We start from the raw sequence: 18,742 nt of genomic DNA, 5'->3' as shown, positions 1-18,742 counted from the left end.
TTGAGCTTGTTCTAGACCATTTAGACTTTAGACATTTACTTCATAAACCGCTTCAGCCATTTTAGTGCATGTCGAGTCCCAGGGTATCGGAAGGGTATGTCGAGCCAGGTAGATTGAACGAGCAAGCTTTTCTCATGAGAGAAGGTAGAGAAGCTGAATTGGCCATGGTAACGGCCCATGCCGCTTTCACCAACTCCTCCAAAGGGAAGATAGGGAGTAGCCAAATGCATCAATGTATCGTTTATACAGCCTCCACCAAACGATATTCGCTCTGTGATTTGCTGCCGAATAGCTTTCTCTTGTGAGAACAAATATAGGGCAAGTGGCTTAGGGCGCTCTGTTACCGCCTTAATTACTTCCTCTAGATCCTCATAAGGAAGAATCGGCAAAATCGGTCCAAATATCTCATCTTGCATGACGCGGCTTTCCCACGTGATATCTGTCAGGATCGTTGGCTCGATACGACGGCTATCCCGATCATGACGACCGCCATAAGCGATCCGTTCACCTTCCATATAGGAGGTGAGTCGAGTAAAGTGTTTATCGTTAATAATCGAAGGATAATTGTCGCTCAATAAAGGTGCATCGCCGTAAAATTGCTGGACAATTGCTTGTAAACGCGAAAGCAAAGCATCGTGCTGAGAGCGATGAACGTAGATGTAATCAGGAGCTACGCATGTCTGACCTGCGTTTGTCCACTTCCCGAATGCGATTCGCCTGGCAGCTAGTTCGATATCAGCATCATGATGCACGATACAAGGACTTTTCCCACCTAGCTCTAAAGTTACTGGGATCAGTCGTTTGGCAGCAGTCTGCATGACTATGCGCCCTACGCTCGTACTTCCGGTAAAGAAAATATAGTTAAATGGAAGCTCGAGCAGCGCTTCATTCGTGTCTATGCCACCTTCAACGACGGTTACAAAGGAAGGAGGGAACAGCTCTTGTATGAGGCGCTTCAGCAAGGTGCTCGTATGAGGAGCTAGTTCAGAAGGCTTGATTACAGCTGTGTTGCCTGCCGCGATAGCTCCTATAAGTGGACAGATGGCCAATTGAAAAGGATAATTCCAAGGAACGATGATGAGGACGGACCCATACGGTTCCGGAATCACGTATCCTTTGCTACCTATATGAGTAAGCGGCGTGCGAACACGTCTTGCCTTTGTCCATTTTCCAACGTGCTTCAGTGCCAGTCGTGCTTCATGCAGGACGATTCCAATTTCCGTGGCATAGGCTTCCGTATGGCTTTTGCCTAAATCAAGACGCAATGCTTCTGCAATTTCCAGCTCATAGCGACGAATCCCATCTATGAGCGTTTGCAAAGCTTGACGGCGCTGTTGGACATCCCGTGTTCGCCCTGTATGAAAATACTGCTGTTGGCTCTGTAATAGCTGTTCCATTGCTGTAGGGCCTCCTTAGCTGTTAGGTATATAACTATTTAATCACACTTGCTAGATCGTATTCAAAAGAGTCTTTGTAGGTTTGCATTGACAACAGTCGTCCTTCATAATAAATACATATCAGATGAAAGTAGGGATAATCTTTGGCACCACGCCCGAGCAACTCGTCCACAAGGCTGGAACAAGCACAACAACCGACGGATCAGACTCAGCCGGCGACATGGACTTCCAAGAAGATGACCCGAAGAACGTTTATGAAGTATAGCATTGGTGCAGCAGTCGGAATACCTCTCTTAAGTGGTGCTTATGCTAAATGGGTGGAACCTTATCAGCTGAGAAGAAGGACGCTTACGATAGCGTCTGAACGTATTCCAGCTTCATTCGATGGAGTGACCATTGCTCACCTGTCAGACCTTCACTACGGTGAATTTGTGACGAAGGAGCATGTAGCCCGTATCTTCGAACAAATCATGGCTAATAAGCCTGATATGATTTGCTTTACTGGTGACTTAGTTGAAGACCATGTCATGCCAGCTGAGGCAATCATTGAAGTAATGCACAAGCTGCAGGCTCCGTTAGGTAAATATGCCGTACTAGGCAACCACGATTATGTGAGAGATAGCCGTGCTTATTTTAGTAGTGATCGAACAGATCTCGTTACCGCTTCATTGGAAGCCTCTGGCTTCCGTGTACTAACGAACAAGCATCATCAAATTCACTATAAAGATTCATCTATAGCAGTTGCTGGTATTGATGATGCACTAGAAGGTAACCCTGATATGGAAACAGCACTTCAGGGGTGTCCTCCAAATTTGTGGTGTATGCTGCTGGCACATGAGCCGGATTGGGCGGACATCGCTAGTCGGTATCCTATTGATCTGCAGCTGTCAGGACATAGCCATGGCGGGCAAGTACGCGTTCCTATAGTTGGGCCGCTTATGCTGCCTTTGATGGCAAAGAAATACCCTGACGGAATGTATCAAATTGCGCGTAAGCAGGCGAGTACATCTGAAATATCAGATTTGCAATTACATACAAGCCGAGGCGTAGGCATGACGCTTATGCCGATTCGTTTCTTTTGCCCACCTGAATGGACACTTATCACCTTAAGAAATGTAACGAAATCATCTACATCATAAGATGGAACGTATACGATTCAAAAAAATACCGTACTTAGAAATGTTAGCGTTAAGATGAGATAATTATCTATTGCCGAGCTTCCTGCAAATCTATTAAGATCATAGTAATATCCTAGTTGGAAGTACAGAATTGCGTATTTGAGAGGAGGCAGCACCAACTATGCAGACCATAGCTGTTTTATCAGACATACATGGTAACTTGCAAGCATTGGAAGCCGTTCTGCTGGACATTGAACGGCAGGGTGCTGATAAAATCATTTGTCTGGGCGATCTCGTCGGTAAAGGACCGAATCCTACAGAAGTGACTGATTTGATTTTTGCACAATGTGATGTCGTTGTACGAGGGAATTGGGATGAGCTCGTTGTTAACATACAAGATGATGAAAATTTCCTCTGGCATGCTGAGAAGTTAGGGGTTGAGCGATTAGCTAAGCTGAAGCAGCTGCCATTTTCCTATGATTGCATTATTAGCGGACGTCATGTACGAATGCTGCATGCCTCTCCACAAAGTGTTTACCATCGTGTACAACCTTGGGATGATAAGGAGAAGCGTCTAGGCTTGTTTGAATTTACAGCTCAGCTGAATGATCCTCTTCATCCTTGTCAGTCTCCTGATATCATCATATATGGAGATATTCATCAAGCCTATTTACAACATATCCAAGGTCGTACGTTATTGAATTGCGGGAGTGTCGGCAATCCTCTTGATATGACGCAAGCTTCCTATGTGCTGATTACAGGGCAGTTTGGCAGCATTGAGCAAGATTCGTTCTCTGTTCAATTTTGTCGTGTACCGTATGATATTGAACAGGCCGTACGAGCTGCTGAGAAGAGCGATATGCCAGCAGTTAAACCTTATGTGCGTGAATTGAGAACAGGTGTATACAGAGGCCTGCAGAAGCCAGAGTGATCATATCAAGCATGCAGCGAACACGGTTAAGCACGGCCATTTTATCATATTTGTGCGTGAAGTATAAAAACGGTCTTACTTGAAAGGCAATTGCCCTTTAGTAAGACCGTTTTTATATAGATGTACTCGCGTACATACACGAAGTGGAAATACCCAGATTAAAGGAATTACGTGCGACTGCGCTTCGCAAATATTTTTCCGTATTCACCGTGAGGATGGATGTCTGCGTGTTCGGTTTGGATGGTGGAATGAGTAATATTGTATTTTTCTTTAAGTGTCTCGTTTATAGCCAATATGACGCAATAAGGTTGAATATTTTCTCTCACAAAGACATGGGCAGTTAATGAATAATGATCGCTTGAAATGGCCCATAAATGCATTTCGTGAACATCCTCTACGCCTTCAACTTCATGAATATCTGCGCGAATCTGTTCAAGATCGAACTTGTCGGGGACAGCTTCCATCAGGATGCAGTATGATTCCCGTATAATACGTGCTCCGCCTAGGAAAATAATGCAGCCGATTACGATACTGATGAACGGATCGAACCAGAACATGCCCGTAAAATAAATAAGCACAGCCGAAACGATAACGCCGATCGAGCTTAGTAAATCGCCAATAAAGTGCCAGAGGGCACTTTGCACATTTAAGTTTTCTTCTTCTTTCATACTTCGGCTCAGTACGATCGTAAGGACGATATTGACGACAAGTCCGATGCTGCTAATAATGAGCATCAGCTGGAAGTCGATCTCGACAGGATTGAAAAAGCGGCGTACGCCTTCGATAAAGATTCCAATCGAAATAATCGCTAATGCTAAGCCGTTTAGAAAGGATGCGATAATTTCAAAGCGTAAGTAACCAAAGGTGTAGCGGGAGTTAGATGCGCGTCTTGCCATATAAATGGCGGTCATACTCAAGCCGAGTGCGATGACATCGGAAATCATGTGAGCAGAATCAGATAAAAGTGCGAGTGAGCGTGACATAATGCCGCCAATGATTTCAACAATTGTAAAAAATAATGTGAGCAAAAGTGTAACCCATAACGTTTTCAATGAAGAGGATTGTACTTTAGCATGCTCTAAATGGTGATAATCGGAGGATGGCAATGGAGAAGATTTCATTCAAACACCTCATTTTACATTTACTTTACCTTTTGTTACATAACCGTAATATTGCTGTTAACGTCACATAATGTTCGGAGGGTAATATAATAGCAAGACCCCCTTTTGATGAATATATATCCCTTGAATAGAACCTGCGATGGCAGGTTCTTTTTTTATTTATCGGACTGGGAGGCGATGTTCGTAATAGAGGGGCCAGCTTGTAAATCACTCCAAAAAATAAAGCTGTTCCTCGAACTCGCATGAATGAGCGATAAGAACAGCTTACGTGGTCAAATATGTAGCGGTACCCTTTGTTTTTGTTTGGCTTTGTAATACACCCAAGAGGAGAAGCCAATTTCCTGTAGGCGACCTTGTACTTCTTCCCACTCATCTCCAACGCGCTCTGGCTTATGTGCGTCAGAACCAAATGTAATATCGACTCCAAAATAAAGCGCGCGCTCTAAAATAGCATCCGCAGGATACCAGCCGCCGCTTTTCTTTGTTTTGCCCGAAGTATTTACTTCGATGGCAATTCCTTGTTCTGCGATAGTTCGTAAAGTCGCATCAATCACATCCGGCGCTTCGATATCTGAAAATGCTGGATAGTTACCTTTCATCGCATCGATATGGCCAAGTATTTGGAACATATTCGAACGTGCTGATTCCTGAATAAGTCGATAGTATTCTGATTTTACTTCCAGGTGTTGAGCGGAGTTCAATTCTTTCCAACGTGATTTGTTGAAAATACTAATACCAAAAGTGTGGTGCACAGAACCGATAATATAATCAAATGGGTAACGGGACAGCGTTTCGTGATACAGCTTCGCATATTCAGGGAAATAGTCTGATTCAATCCCAAGCAGTACATCGATACGACCCTCATACTCTTGCTTCAACGCAAGAACCTCTTCCACATAGGCAGATAGTTCACTTTTGCGCATCGTTATGTTTGGGAATGGTTGATCTTCTTCATAACCAAAGTAAGGAGTATGATCGGAAATACCGATCACCTGTAGGCCTCGAGCTATACCTGCTTCAATATAGTCTCTAATTGTCCCATTAGCGTGACCGCATCGAACGTGGTGAGTATGTAAATCGAACTTCATAATGCACTGCACCTCCTCTACTTGTTGTGAAACGACTTTTCCTATTTTTACTCGGAACTAACAAATTGATTCTCAGGCATACCTTTCAAGTCATTCAAAAATTGCTGCATGGCCGAATTTAAATAACGTCCAGAACGGTACATCACACCAACTGGGTGAGCGGTTTCCAACTCGCGAATTTGAACAAATTTAATTGTACCGCGCTTAAGCTCGTTACTGATCGTTAGCTTGGAGACGATTGCAGCACCAAGATTCAGCTCAACCATACGCTTTACTTCTTCACTGCTGGATAAATCCATAACAACATGCGGATGAATGTTATGCTTACGGAATACTTCATCTGCAAATCTTCTGCCGACTGTGTCCGGTGACAGCATAATAAGTGGAACGTCCTTAAGCATGTCCATCGTGGCATGAGAGTACTGTGCTAACGGATGCTCAGGGCTAACAACCAGCTCAAACGTGTCATAATAGAGAATCGAAGATACTAAGCTAGGGCTTTTCTCCAGCAAATAGCCGATGCCAATATCAACGGTTCCGTTCTCGATCTGAGCTACGATTTGAGAAGATGACATAGACAATATGGTTGTTTTAATGAGCGGGAATTGATCTTGAAAATAAGATAAGATACGCGGCAATATCTGAATAGCAATGGATGTTGTCGTGCCAAGGACGATATGGCCTTGTGGTACTTGATTCAGATCCGCCAGCTTCTGCTTCAGGTTGTCTACTGTATTCAGAATTTGTTCAGCGTGTTCCAGAAATAGCTTGCCGCTGTCCGTTAGTGTAACAGGCTGATTGCGATCAATTAAAACAGTCTTAAACTCATCTTCTAAGCTCTTAATTTGAGCAGACACAGCGGGCTGAGTAAGATTAAGTAACTCTCCTGCCTTACGGAAGCTCATCGTCTTTGAGATTGTCAGTAGTGTTTCCAGTTGGCTCAAGTTCATGACAGTCAGTCCTCCTCTTGATTACCGGATTTTTTATATGTAGAAACAAGAACCTTACTTTTACGTACTAGGCGTAAACAAGTAAAGTTAAATCATAACGTGCTTTGTAAATAAAATTTGTCATAATGATTATTATAGATGAAGGGTTGGAAATGGGCAATGAATTAGCCATTTCTTCCATTTAAAAGTAAAAATCTTCATCTTATTCCCAGATAGAAAAACGTAAATGAAGAGCCAAAAAAACGATGCAGTATCCGTGTAAGTCTTTATTGACGCAAGGTTTATCTTACTTCAAAATATGAATAATCGCTCGCTTGCTCAAATATAGTGATGGTCATCCGATAGCAGCATATAATAGCGATAAACAAACAGCTGGATGAGCCTCATGAGGAGGAACAGAATGATTACGAAGCAGCAACGCAGTTGGATGATGTATGACTGGGCTAACTCGGCATTTGCTACAACGATGATAGCGGCTGTGCTTCCGATTTTTTATCAGACCGTGGCAGCTTCTACACTCGACAAGCATGTGGCGACTAGCTACTGGTCTTTTACACAGACGACGGCCATGATTCTTGTTGCGCTCATCTCTCCCGTACTAGGGGCAGTGGCCGATTTATCACAGCGCAGAATGGCAATTTTGAGAGCGTTCGCATGGACGGGTGCACTAAGTTGTATACTTATGAGCTTAGCTGGCACGGGTGATTGGCTGCTTGTATCGGCCTTGTTCATTTTCGGTACGCTGGGCTTTTCAGGTGGCAACACGTTCTATGATTCGTTACTTCCCTCCATTGCCTCATCAGAGCAGAGGGATGAGCTATCAGCAAGAGGGTATATGTATGGCTATATCGGTGGAGGCATACTGCTCGCACTGAACATTTTGATGTTAGAAAAATATACTTGGTTCGGTATTCCCGATAAGCTGGCTGCTACACAGATTGTATTTGTATCTGTTGGAATCTGGTGGTTTCTTTTCTCAATTCCGCTGTTCCGTACGATAAAAGATCCTGTGGAGTGGAATAGGAAGCCTGTTCGTTATTATGCGAATCAAGGATTCAGCCGCGTTATCCGTACCATTCGTGAAATTCGTCGTTATCCAGAACTATTGAAATATTTGCTGGCATTTTGGTTCTTTAATGATGGCATCACCACCATTATTAGTATGGCTGCTATTTATGGAGCTCAGCTTGGCATCGGAACGACGCATTTAATTGCTGCGCTTCTTATTACACAGTTCGTGGGTATTCCATTCACCTATTTATTTGCCAGATTTGCCAAGCGTCTTGGTTCTAAGCGTTCCTTGTATATCTCTTTATCGATATATATGGTTATCGTACTGCTCGGTTATTATATGCAAACTGCGGTTCATTTTTACATGCTTGCCTTTATGGTTGGAATGGTACAAGGTGGAAGTCAAGCGGTAGCACGCTCGATCTTTAGTCAGTTGGTTCCAAAAGGACGAGAGTCTGAGTTTTTCGGCTTCTTCAGTCTTTCCAGCAAAGTATCAGCTTCCATTGGTCCGGCTGTATTCGGGATCGTTGGTTTGTTAACAGGTTCTACAAGATTGGCGATTTTATCTATTTTACTGTTCTTTATTGTGGGCATATTGCTGTTCATGAGAGTAGATATCGCAAAAGGAAAAGTTGAAGCGGGTGAAGGTCAGTCATAACCATTATGGAGCTGTTGGGGAGGACTTGAACGTGGAAATGATCAAGGATATCGATCGTAATCGCCGTATTGAACAGTATGCATTGAACGCTTGGCCAGCTCTCCAGACGAATGTACTAGATGGGTGGCTGCTGCGCTTTGCTGAAGGGTATACGAAGCGGTCTAATTCGGTAAGCGCTATCTATCATCAGCCAGAGGTCCAATCTTACGAGCAGTTATTAGAAAAGATTCATATTTGTGAACAATTATATGAGGGTATGGGTCTTGATGTTATTTTTAAAATGACTCCGTTCGTACCGAGTTCTCTTGATACTTTGTTAGCAGATAGAGGTTATCAGTATGTTGAACCTTCCAGTGTGCAAGTGCTTGAGTCCTTGGACGATCTGCATGGGCATATAGTGTGTCGTGAACAAGCTAATCAAACGGAAATAGAAGTGGAAGTGTGTGAATATATAAGCCAGAAGTGGCTTGATGTCGTTGCCGACTTTAATCAGCTGTCTACACATAATCGTCAAATTACAAGACAGCTTTTATCGGATTCGCTGCTGCGCAAAGGGTTTTTCATTTTATATGTGCAGTCTGTACCCGTTGCCTGTGGATTAGGCGTCATTGAAGGAGATTATATAGGTCTCTATGACATCGTTACAGCGGAGCCTTATCGCAACAAAGGATATGGAGAACAGCTTATTCGAGGAATATTGAATTGGGCCTTGTCTGTTGGTGCGACGAAAAGCTATATTCTTGTCGTACAGAGTAATCATAGTGCTACAAGACTGTATGAGAAGTTGGGATATAAAGAGATCTACACTTACTGGTATCGTGTGAAAGAGAACAACAAGAAAGCATGATAATGTTGTGAAAATGGGAAAGGCAGTTCCAGTCCTACGGATGTTGCGCAGGATGGAACTGCCTTCTTGTTTGTGTGAGTGTGCGTGCGTATAGAAAATATGATAAATGTGATTAGCCTTTATTTCGAATTCTCATACGAATAAACAGCTTCACAATTTCTACAATTGGCAAAATACTGAATGCAGCAGCGACGACAATCAACCACTGTTCGCCATTCAGAGGTACAACGCTGAACAGTTCGTTCATGTACGGTACCCAAATAACGACTAATACAAGGACACCTGCTGCAAGCGCAGCCCAGTTCAAGTATCGGTTGGAGAAGACGCCAATTGTGAATATGGATTTCGTATTGGAGCGAACGTTGTATACATGTGTAAGCTGGATGAGGCCCAGTGTAGCAAAGGCCATCGTAACAGCGACAGATTCATCATAATGCGTATGTCCCCACCAATAGGTAAACAAAGTTAAGGCAGCTTCAAGCAATCCTTGATAAATAATGCTCGAGCCAACACCATCTGCAAATACACTTGTTTCTGAACTGCGCGGCGGTTGTTTCATAATGTCTTTCTCTGCTTTTTCCAAGCCAAGCGCGAGCGCTGGCAGTGTATCCGTTACAAGGTTAATCCACAGGATGTGGATCGGGAATAAGATTTTCCAATTAAGCACAGTTGCGATAAATAACGTGACAACCTCACCTAAGTTGGCCGATAGAAGGAACTGAATCGTTTTTCGAATGTTGCTGTAAACTTTTCGTCCTTCTTCTACTGCAACGACAATGGTTGAGAAGTTGTCGTCCGCCAGTACCATATCCGACACGCCTTTGGAGACATCGGTTCCTGTAATCCCCATACCAATCCCGATATCCGATGCTTTCAGTGCTGGTGCATCATTGACACCATCGCCTGTCATGGCAACGACTTTACCATGTTTTTTCCAAGCTTGGACAATACGTACCTTGTGTTCAGGAGAAACACGAGCATAGACGGAATACTGGGTCACTTTGCTCATGAACGTTTTTTCATCCAGCTCACTTAGTTCACGACCGGTAAGCACACCGCTCTCATCTTGTATAATGTCAAGCTCCTTCGCAATAGCAGCGGCTGTATCACGATGATCGCCGGTTATCATAATCGGGCGAATACCAGCTTCTTTGCATATGCGAACAGCTTCCTTTACTTCTTCGCGCGGTGGATCAATCATGCCTACTAGTCCGATAAAGGTCAGATTCGCTTCAACCTCGCTTGGTTCCATGGAATGCGGCAGCTCAGGCTTATCGCTGTAAGCAAGTGCAAGAACACGCAGTGCCTTCTGTGCCATTGATTTGTTAGCTTCCTCTATATTACGGCGATGCTCCTCAGACATGTCGACGGTTTGATTGTTCATATGGATCCTGCTGCATCGTTCCAAGAGCACGTCGGGTGCGCCTTTGGTCATCACACGAAATACCTTTTTACCTTCTGTCTGAGGCATTTCATGCACCGTCGTCATTAACTTGCGGTCTGAATCAAATGGCAGCTCAGCTCGCCTCGGGTATTGCACTTCTCCTTCACGCTTATCAAAATTCCGATGTAGGGCGAATTCGACAAGTGCTGTTTCGGTTGGGTCCCCGATAAATTGCATACCCTTTTTGCCAGAATCATCAGAACGGTCAGCATCCGCATTCGTGCTCGAATTTCCTTCCGTCATTTTCGTATCATTACATAGGGTCATAACTTGCAGGAGAATATCGCTCCCTGATACGGTGCTTAGATCTGCTTGTTCATCTTGCAGCCCGCTGTCGACATAGACTTGCTTCACCGTCATTTTGTTCTGTGTAAGGGTTCCTGTTTTGTCTGAGCAGATTATTTCGGTGCTGCCTAGTGTTTCAACAGCTGGCAGTTTGCGAATGATCGATTGTCGCTTCGCCATTCGTTGAACACCAAGAGCCAATATAATCGTGACGATCGCAGGCAGCCCTTCTGGAATGGCTGCTACGGCTAAGGAGATGGATACGAGTAGCATCTCCAGCCACGTCCGCCCCTGAAACAAGCCTATACCGAATATGAGAATCGCCACAGCGATGATAATGATGGTGAAATATTTCCCCAACTCATTGAGCTTCTTTTGCAGTGGTGTGATATCTTCCTCTTCTTGCGAAATAAAGCTGGCTATTTTACCGACTTCCGTCGTTTCACCTGTTCCCGTTACGATACCTACACCGCGCCCATAGGTTACGCTGCTTGACATATAGGCCATATTTTTTCGATCACCAATAACGACATCGGGCTTGTCTAATGGAGCCGTATCTTTCTCAACGGGGACAGATTCCCCTGTCAATGCAGCTTCTTCAATTTTGAGCGATGCTGATTCAATCAATCTAATATCCGCAGGCACCACATTTCCAGCTTCTAAGACGACAACATCACCTGGTACGAGGTCTTCTGCTTTGATCTCAATCGTCTTACCATCGCGTATAACCCGGGCGTTCGGTGACGACATTTGCTTAAGTGCATCTAGCGCTTGTTCCGCCTTGTTCTCTTGCAGTACGCCAAGTACAGCATTAAGGACGACAACGACAAGAATGATGATCGCATCTGTCAGCTCGCCAAGAATTCCGGATATTAAGGCAGCAACAAGCAGAATAATAATCATTACATCTTTGAATTGAGCGATCAGCTTTGCGATAATAGACTTACGCTTTGCTTCTTGCAGCACATTTTTACCATAGCGCTCAAGTCTTGCGGCAGCTTCAGCATCTGTAAGGCCATTCCGCGAAGAATCAAGCTTGGCAATGGTTTCATCGTAAGTTAGGGTGTGATAAGCCTCTTGCGAGGATGTACGTTCTGGCTGTTTTTGTACTTGTTCCACTGATGTCATCTCCTAGCGATTAGTCTTGTACCTGAAGCGAGGCCATGTACGACTCGTACAAGCCTGGAATAAAAGAATAGGGATATGGCATTCCGGTTACCTAGCGTCGATGAAGCTCGATAAAAAATATCGATATCATATAGTAACGTCATTGACGAGATATGAAGCGTTATAACTAGTTGAAAAATTGGACCATGATTGTATAGCATCACACAATAGCATGTGGAAAAACGTACAAATCCATTCGCATATCATATATGTTTAGTCAAATGCGAATGTTCATGGTTAAATAGAGTTATACGTGAGTAAGGTCATTGAAGAAAAGTTTGTTACTGGTAAGGAGGAACGGGAGATGCACGATTCTGTCTACAGCGATGAACAGGCTGCGATTCGCCACATCGGCATTATGGATATTGGATCGAACTCCGCCCGTTATATGATAGCTAAGTTGTTTGCGAATCGTACCTTTCATATGTTGGATCAAGGAAAGGAAACGATACGGCTCGGAGCTGGATATGACGAAGAAGGGAGTATTCCAAATCAGAAGGTGGACGAGCTGCTGTCGGTCATTCATCGATTCAAACAGCTTGGATCGAACTATCAGCGATGTGAATGGATAGCGGTGACGACCGCAGCTATGCGCAAAGCTGCGAATAGTGAGCATATTGTCCGTAGAATCTATGAGGAAACGGGCATTACGGTGCAAATGATTAGCGGGGATAGCGAAGCTTATCTCGATTATGTGGCTGTTTTGTCAACGGTAGACGTTCAAGATGCGGTCATTATGGACATGGGTGGAGGTTCTACGGAATTTATATGGATGGAGAACCGCCAATTCAAGGAGAGCATTAGTCTGCCTGTCGGAGCATTGACGATCGCGGAAGATTACGAGGTAGAAGAGGCGCTGGCAGCAGACACAGAAACGTATCTGAGGTCTATGACTCGCTATTGGTTAAGGCATATTCATTGGCTTAAGGAAGCTCAGGGGTTACCTCTGGTAGCTATTGGAGGAACGCTTCGTACGTTAGCCAAGATGGATATCGATGAACGGGAGTATGGAGTTGACTCTCTGCATCATTATGAATTTATGCCAGAAGAGGTCGAGGGCTGGCATCAGCGTATAAAAGGAATGGACTTGGAAGAGAAGCAGGCACTGCCTGGTCTGTCTAAGGATCGAGCAGCTATACTGACGGGATCTCTAACTTTTATCGATGAATGCTTGCTTCGATTTGCTTCTTCAAAAGTAATGGTCAGCGCTAAAGGTGTGCGTGAAGGCGTGCTGTTCGATATGCTGCGTGGAGAAGGCATACATATTGATCACCCACTGAAGTTCAGCATTTATCATCTTCAGCACCGTTTGGGCTTGAATAGGAAGCAAGCAGATCGGGTGTGGCAGCTTACGGATGCTCTCATCCATGAACTTAAGCCTATCCTTGGCTGGGAAGAGGAATGGAAGAGGATTGTATATGCAGCTGCACAACTGCATGATATTGGCGTATCCGTAAGTCATATGGAACGAGAGCGCCATACTTTTTACATGATTCGTCATGCAGAATTGTATGGCCTGACACCTCGTCAAATTGCACTAAGCGCTCTCGTAGCTACGATGGACTTTAAGCATAAGGTTCCTAGGGAATGGGCGGAAGTAGAAGCGATTCTTCAACCTGGAGATCAAGTTATGGCTGCTAAAATGGGGCTGCTTATGCGTTTGGCGCTTGATTTAACGCGAACGTATGGCTGCCAAATGGCAGAGGATGTGTCTTGTATTGTTAAGGATGGGGAAGTCGTTATTACGCTGCAAGGTGCTGCCGCTCATATGCCGTGGCGCGGAACAGAGATGTATGGACTTCGTGCTGGTTTCCGTCGTTGGCTGAAGCGAGAATTGAAGCTATCCTGATTTGACGGGGTAAACTAAGCGATAGTTAATGATCGATAAGCATAAAGGAAAAAAGCAAAAAGCCGTTCACAAGCCTGCAATGTCGGAATGGACATGCATAATTGGCTTGAGGGCGGCTTTTTATCGTATAGCTGCAAGCAGCTGTAAGTTTCATAAGCTTACTTTTAGAGCAATCAAGAGGACCATATAGGGTCTTCGACTACGATAGGGCGGTTCTGTTCAAGCGGTAGTCCAGTCTCGTAGGAATGATTGCCAACGGCTTGCTGAAGCGCTTGTTTGGCAGCCTCTACATGAGGAATTTGTGTATTGTGAATCCAAGATACTTCGTTCCAATGCGTCGTTTGTGCTTCGACTGTACTTTTACTATCCACAGAGGCACGCTCTTTTGCTCGCCAGTAGATTAGAACAGCCTGTATGGCGCTCGCTGCATCCTCGGCAGCTGCCTCCCACATATCCCACACACTTGTGCTTGTTTGCTTATCTAGACCTGTTGGATCAGGCCATGGGCGGCGTGCCTCGTTCATAACGTCATATGGGGCAACTTGTTTCTTGTACATCATCGGCTCGATCTGATTGAAGGTAACAATTCGTTTCCAGCCATATGGGTCATGGAAGAGCTTCTGTGCTTGCACCATATCACGAATGGACTCATTCCATGCTTCACGACGAATTTGATCTTCGAATTCGGGATAATGAGCGGTTACGACTGCTTCAAATGAATTCAGCATATTCGTTGAGAAGCTAGGACCTACGTCAATCCACTTCCATACTGGAGTTCGCCATGTTTCCACACCTAGCTTGCGCTTAGCAACATGCGTATCCATCAGCACCTCAAACCGTTGATGATCCCACTTCTTAAACCCGGAACGAACAAATACATAAGGGTGCATATGACGATCGAGAATATGATGCAGCAAAAATCCGAGTACATAGACCGCATCGGCACGATCAGCAGGATTGGTACGTGTGAGTAGATCCATCAAGACAGGGCCGCATTGTTGATTGTGCATCGCGCTGCCAACTTTGTTCATCGTCTTATCTTGTTTCCAAGGCAAGAAGTGATGATAGAACAAGAAGTCTGGGCCTTGGCAGCCCATATTGAACCATTTGCTATGGGATTGGTTATCGATCCACGAAGAAAGGCCTGCCTGCTTTACTACTTCTTGGCCAAAAATCATATGCGTCCAAATGTTAGGCATAAGTCTTCCCCCTAAACATGTCATATTGTTATCTGTAATCCGATTTCCTTCTATACTCTACAAAGATGAACGGCTCATCGTCTATTGTCAACCCTTTCTCTATGTAAATCGGTTTGTCGCAAAGGAATCATGAGCAATAACTGCAATTGCATACTAGCGAGATAAAGCGTTTACATGTACACTAAGTAGTGTTCCTATGTGTTATCGTTAACATATAAGAATTTTCATAAGGTTGCTTAGACAATATGTGGAGAGATAGGTGGAGAGAAGTATGGAACAGTTCCGATTACCGAAAATTGATGTACCTAAGCTGGAACTGCCTCAAGCAGTAAAGCAGGTATTGGCTGAAGCAGAAGCGCAATTAGCGCATCGACCGAAGCTGCTGAAAATGTTCAAAAATTGTTTCCCTAACACACTCGAAACGACAACAAAGCTATTGGATGATGGCACTACCTTTGTTCTAACAGGTGATATTCCAGCGATGTGGCTGCGAGACTCTGTTGAGCAAGTGATTCATTACGTGCCATTTGCTAAAGATGATGCAGATCTTCAACGCATTATTGGCGGTCTTATCAAGCGTCATATGTTCTATATTAACTTGGATCCGTATGCAAATGCATTTAACGAGACGGCAAACGATTGGCACTGGGATGCGAACGATCAAACCGATATGTCAGCTTGGGTATGGGAGCGCAAGTATGAGCTTGATTCGATGTGCTTCTCGATTCGTCTCGCTTATACGTACTGGAAGGAGACGGGTCGCACTGATATTTTCGATACAAACTTTAAGTCAGCGATGCGCAAAATCGTAGACGTGTGGAAAACAGAGCAGCGCCATTTTGAGAACTCTTCTTATCGTTTCCATCGCGAGAACTGCCCAGATATCGATACGCTTCGCAATGATGGGATGGGCATGCCTGTAAACTATACGGGAATGACGTGGTCAGGTTTCCGTCCTAGTGACGATGCTTGTGACTTCCATTATCATATTCCGTCCAATATGTTCGCAGTCGTATCTCTTCGTCAAATGCAGGAAATCGCGAAATATGGATTCCGCGATGAAGCATTCGTAGCGGAAATGCACAAGTTGGAGAAAGAAATTGATCATGGCATTCAGTTGTACGGTGTCGTGACACATCCGATCTATGGCCGCATGTATGCTTATGAGACAGATGGCTACGGCAACAACTGCTTGCTCGATGATGCAGGTACACCAAGCTTACTATCGATTCCTTATCTCGGGTATGCGTCAGCAGATGATCCTATTTATCAAAATACACGTCGCTTTATTTTAAGTAAGGACAATCCGTTCTATTTTGAAGGGAAAGCAGCGAAAGGAATTGGCAGTCCTCATACCCCAGATGGCTACATATGGCATATGGCGCTCTCCATGCAGGGACTGACAGCTTCTTCCGATGAAGAAGTATTGGACATGATTGCGATGCTGGAATCGACAGATGCGGATACAGGCTTTATGCATGAAGGTTTCCATTCGGATGATCCTACTATTTTTACACGTCCATGGTTTGCTTGGTCCAATAGTTTGTTCGCACAGCTTGTTCTTAAAGCGATGCAGCGTGGATTGATGAAATAGTATAAAATGGGAGATACAGTAAGAACGAGCATGGCTCGTTCTTTTTTATTCACGAAACTTGAAATAAATATGACATGGAAGTAGTGATTTATAGGCTGATTTCAGTATAATAGTCTTAGTGTTTTCGGGTGTATAGGACGTATGTTACATCTTGAACATACTTCTTGGTGTCAGAAAGGGGCGAAAGATGTAAGATGAAAGCCGAGTGGGTACATCCTTTTTTACAGTCAGCATGCAGCGTTATTGAACAGATCTTACAAGTTCGCCCAGAGCGTGGGGAACTTGAAATGCTAGCTTGGCATGGGACGCATGATCTACATATCCAAATTGGCTTGACAGGTCAGATGTCAGGTGTTATCGCATTTGGATTGAACGAAGGGGCAGCAGTGAAGATGGCTTCCGCAATGATGGGAGGCTATCCGTTAGAATCGCTAGACGCAATGGGGGAAAGTGCGATCTCAGAGTTGGGCAACATGATTAGTGGCAACGCTTCAACGATGTTGTACAATCAAGGGATACATGTTGATATTTTGCCTCCGCAGCTCGTTCCACTCCAAGCAATACCGAACTGTGGAACCAATGCAATGGCAGTTCCATTGCATGTACATAATGTTGGTCGTCTGGATATTATGATGAAAATAGAAGGATAAACGCAGGTTACATTCATGATGGATCATTGGTCCTATAAGGAAAGTTGCTGTACAGAAGAGGTGGAATATGAGTTATACGAACAATCATTCATTGCGCGATAAAGTCATTCTGATCACGGGTGCATCGAGTGGCATAGGTGCATTAATAGCTCGATATGCAGCTGAAGCGGGTGCCGTTCCTATTTTAGCAGCTCGCTCTGCGGATCGATTAGCAGAGGTGTCGAGTCAAATTCAACAGCGTCATGAATGTATCACCTTGGATGTAACGGATGCAGCAGATGTAGAGCGGGTCATTCATGATGTAATTGAGCGATACGGTCGACTTGATATTTTAGTAAATAATGCTGGGTTTGGCTTGTTCGAGCTTACAGATGAGATGGGGCTTGAACACTTTGAAGCGATGATGGACGTGAATTATATGGGGATTGTCCGTTGCACGAAGGCCGTGCTGCCACATATGCTAGAGCGCCAATCCGGACATATCGTCAACATAGCTTCAATGGCTGGAAAAGTAGGGACGCCTAAGTCCGCAGGGTATGCGGCATCCAAGCACGCAGTACTTGGCTTTACGAACTCGCTGCGCATGGAGCTGGCGCAAACCGGTGTAAAGGTGTCAGCAGTAAATCCAGGACCGATTGATACTCCGTTTTTCCAGTTAGCTGATCCAAGCGGGCAATATGTGAACAACGTGCGCTGGTTTATGATGAAGCCGGAGAAGGTGGCTCGTCGCATTATTCGTGTCATGGAACGTCAGACGGCTGAGGTGGATATGCCTTTGCTTGGAGCGATAGGTACGAAGCTGATGCAATTGTTCCCCGGACTATCTAGGCGCGTTGCAGGACGTATGTTGAACAAAAAATAAAGGCAGCCATTTGGCCAATGTCATTAAGTTAAACTCATAAACTAGATCTTAAAAGAAAATATTATCTAAAACGGCATGGTGAAGTTCCCTATGCCGTTGTTTTTTTGTGCAAGCAAGGAAAAATGCGCACAACAAACTAAGCGGATAGAATTGCCGCTTTAAAAATTGTTCATCTGAACCGGATTATGCTACTCTGTATACGAAGCTAACAGCTGATTTATAACGTATTTTGCGTGTACTCTTCTGTCCAGGGCGGACTGGTCGAATCGGCAAAATGTTCTTATAAATCAGCGCTTCTACATCGGGCAGAGGTCCATTGTCTCTTGAGCGCAGAAAGTGTCTACAAACGTGAACAGCGACCGTGAAATTAACTTGGTATGGGTGCTGCTTATTCATTTGAGAAATGACTACGTGCGAGGTAATCATTTCAGCGAAGTTGTACATGATCATTCTTGCGAAAATCTCTTGAACAATGGACTTTTGCTTCTTTGCGTGAAAATTAGTCAGACCGACGGTATATTTTAATGCTCTGAATGAAGTTTCAATGCCCCAGCGCATTTTGTATAGGAGC

Annotated in this window: 15 protein-coding genes; 8 read left to right on the top strand and 7 right to left on the bottom strand. The window is 44.4% G+C overall.

Going from position 1 to position 18,742, the window contains the following annotated elements; genetic code table 11:
- Positions 1-35: 35 nt before the first annotated feature.
- The gene (locus IFO66_RS12290) at positions 36-1,397 is read right to left on the bottom strand and encodes an aldehyde dehydrogenase (protein WP_192025436.1); all 1,362 of its coding nucleotides are present in this window, start codon (positions 1,395-1,397) and stop codon (positions 36-38) included.
- Between the two features lie 143 nt (positions 1,398-1,540).
- On the opposite strand from IFO66_RS12290, the gene IFO66_RS12285 reads away from it, so the two are divergent.
- Entirely contained in the window at positions 1,541-2,536 is a 996-nt protein-coding gene (locus tag IFO66_RS12285; RefSeq protein WP_225445718.1) for a metallophosphoesterase, read from the top strand.
- Between the two features lie 160 nt (positions 2,537-2,696).
- Positions 2,697-3,446, top strand: coding sequence for a metallophosphoesterase family protein (locus IFO66_RS12280; protein ID WP_192025435.1), 750 nt, complete (start codon positions 2,697-2,699; stop codon positions 3,444-3,446).
- Between the two features lie 167 nt (positions 3,447-3,613).
- Here the strand turns inward: IFO66_RS12280 and IFO66_RS12275 are convergent, their stop codons facing one another.
- From IFO66_RS12275 to IFO66_RS12265, 3 genes are all read right to left on the bottom strand, one after another.
- Positions 3,614-4,567, bottom strand: coding sequence for a cation diffusion facilitator family transporter (locus IFO66_RS12275; RefSeq protein WP_225445717.1), 954 nt, complete (start codon positions 4,565-4,567; stop codon positions 3,614-3,616).
- 272 nt (positions 4,568-4,839) lie between these two features.
- Positions 4,840-5,655, bottom strand: a complete 816-nt coding sequence (locus IFO66_RS12270; RefSeq protein WP_192025434.1) for a histidinol-phosphatase — start codon at positions 5,653-5,655, stop codon at positions 4,840-4,842.
- Positions 5,656-5,702: 47 nt separating this feature from the next.
- Positions 5,703-6,605, bottom strand: a complete 903-nt coding sequence (locus IFO66_RS12265) for a LysR family transcriptional regulator (protein ID WP_192025433.1) — start codon at positions 6,603-6,605, stop codon at positions 5,703-5,705.
- Between the two features lie 400 nt (positions 6,606-7,005).
- Between IFO66_RS12265 and IFO66_RS12260 the strand changes: the two genes are divergently transcribed.
- Positions 7,006-8,274 (top strand): MFS transporter, encoded by a 1,269-nt coding sequence (locus tag IFO66_RS12260; protein WP_192025432.1) that lies wholly within the window; start codon positions 7,006-7,008, stop codon positions 8,272-8,274.
- A 37-nt stretch (positions 8,275-8,311) separates the two neighbouring features.
- On the top strand, positions 8,312-9,121 hold the full coding sequence (locus tag IFO66_RS12255; protein ID WP_192025524.1) for a GNAT family N-acetyltransferase: 810 nt from the start codon (positions 8,312-8,314) through the stop codon (positions 9,119-9,121).
- A 112-nt stretch (positions 9,122-9,233) separates the two neighbouring features.
- On the opposite strand, the gene IFO66_RS12250 is transcribed toward IFO66_RS12255, so the two are convergent.
- Positions 9,234-11,969 carry a calcium-translocating P-type ATPase, SERCA-type gene (locus tag IFO66_RS12250; RefSeq protein WP_337912962.1) on the bottom strand — a complete coding sequence of 912 codons (2,736 nt, stop codon included), beginning with the start codon at positions 11,967-11,969 and terminating at the stop codon, positions 9,234-9,236.
- A 352-nt stretch (positions 11,970-12,321) separates the two neighbouring features.
- Here IFO66_RS12250 and IFO66_RS12245 point away from each other — a divergent pair, with 352 nt between their 5' ends.
- Positions 12,322-13,866: a Ppx/GppA phosphatase family protein gene (locus tag IFO66_RS12245; RefSeq protein ID WP_192025430.1), complete on the top strand. Its 1,545-nt coding sequence runs from the start codon at positions 12,322-12,324 to the stop codon at positions 13,864-13,866.
- A gap of 173 nt (positions 13,867-14,039) precedes the next feature.
- Here the strand turns inward: IFO66_RS12245 and IFO66_RS12240 are convergent, their stop codons facing one another.
- Positions 14,040-15,065 (bottom strand): zinc dependent phospholipase C family protein, encoded by a 1,026-nt coding sequence (locus IFO66_RS12240; RefSeq protein WP_192025429.1) that lies wholly within the window; start codon positions 15,063-15,065, stop codon positions 14,040-14,042.
- A gap of 271 nt (positions 15,066-15,336) precedes the next feature.
- Between IFO66_RS12240 and IFO66_RS12235 the strand changes: the two genes are divergently transcribed.
- The 3 genes from IFO66_RS12235 to IFO66_RS12225 all read left to right on the top strand — a co-directional run bounded on the left by IFO66_RS12235 (position 15,337) and on the right by IFO66_RS12225 (position 18,171).
- Complete coding sequence (locus IFO66_RS12235) at positions 15,337-16,659, top strand: glycoside hydrolase family 125 protein (protein WP_192025428.1); 1,323 nt, start codon at positions 15,337-15,339, stop codon at positions 16,657-16,659.
- 194 nt (positions 16,660-16,853) lie between these two features.
- A complete protein-coding gene (locus tag IFO66_RS12230; protein ID WP_028594094.1) occupies positions 16,854-17,309 on the top strand; it encodes a chemotaxis protein CheX in 456 nt (151 codons plus the stop codon).
- 67 nt (positions 17,310-17,376) lie between these two features.
- The gene (locus tag IFO66_RS12225) at positions 17,377-18,171 is read left to right on the top strand and encodes an SDR family oxidoreductase (RefSeq protein WP_192025427.1); all 795 of its coding nucleotides are present in this window, start codon (positions 17,377-17,379) and stop codon (positions 18,169-18,171) included.
- Between the two features lie 183 nt (positions 18,172-18,354).
- Here IFO66_RS12225 and IFO66_RS12220 read toward each other — a convergent pair.
- Positions 18,355-18,742, bottom strand: a 388-nt coding sequence (locus IFO66_RS12220; RefSeq protein ID WP_192025426.1) for a transposase, incomplete at its 5' end; no start/stop codon positions are given.

Origin of the sequence: Paenibacillus arenosi (genome assembly GCF_014841135.1) — a bacterium.
Lineage (GTDB): Bacteria > Bacillota > Bacilli > Paenibacillales > Paenibacillaceae > Paenibacillus_B > Paenibacillus_B arenosi.
Note: the sequence above shows the minus strand (reverse complement) of the source record. Positions and strands in the feature narration are given on the sequence as shown.

Coding starts and splice junctions, on each gene's coding strand:
- IFO66_RS12255 (WP_192025524.1), top strand. CDS start 8,312: ATGATCAAGGATATCGATCGTAATCGCCGTATTGAACAGTATGCATTG.
- IFO66_RS12245 (WP_192025430.1), top strand. CDS start 12,322: ATGCACGATTCTGTCTACAGCGATGAACAGGCTGCGATTCGCCACATC.
- IFO66_RS12280 (WP_192025435.1), top strand. CDS start 2,697: ATGCAGACCATAGCTGTTTTATCAGACATACATGGTAACTTGCAAGCA.
- IFO66_RS12260 (WP_192025432.1), top strand. CDS start 7,006: ATGATTACGAAGCAGCAACGCAGTTGGATGATGTATGACTGGGCTAAC.
- IFO66_RS12235 (WP_192025428.1), top strand. CDS start 15,337: ATGGAACAGTTCCGATTACCGAAAATTGATGTACCTAAGCTGGAACTG.
- IFO66_RS12230 (WP_028594094.1), top strand. CDS start 16,854: ATGAAAGCCGAGTGGGTACATCCTTTTTTACAGTCAGCATGCAGCGTT.
- IFO66_RS12225 (WP_192025427.1), top strand. CDS start 17,377: ATGAGTTATACGAACAATCATTCATTGCGCGATAAAGTCATTCTGATC.
- IFO66_RS12275 (WP_225445717.1), bottom strand. CDS start 4,567: ATGAAATCTTCTCCATTGCCATCCTCCGATTATCACCATTTAGAGCAT.
- IFO66_RS12290 (WP_192025436.1), bottom strand. CDS start 1,397: ATGGAACAGCTATTACAGAGCCAACAGCAGTATTTTCATACAGGGCGA.
- IFO66_RS12265 (WP_192025433.1), bottom strand. CDS start 6,605: ATGAACTTGAGCCAACTGGAAACACTACTGACAATCTCAAAGACGATG.
- IFO66_RS12240 (WP_192025429.1), bottom strand. CDS start 15,065: ATGCCTAACATTTGGACGCATATGATTTTTGGCCAAGAAGTAGTAAAG.
- IFO66_RS12270 (WP_192025434.1), bottom strand. CDS start 5,655: ATGAAGTTCGATTTACATACTCACCACGTTCGATGCGGTCACGCTAAT.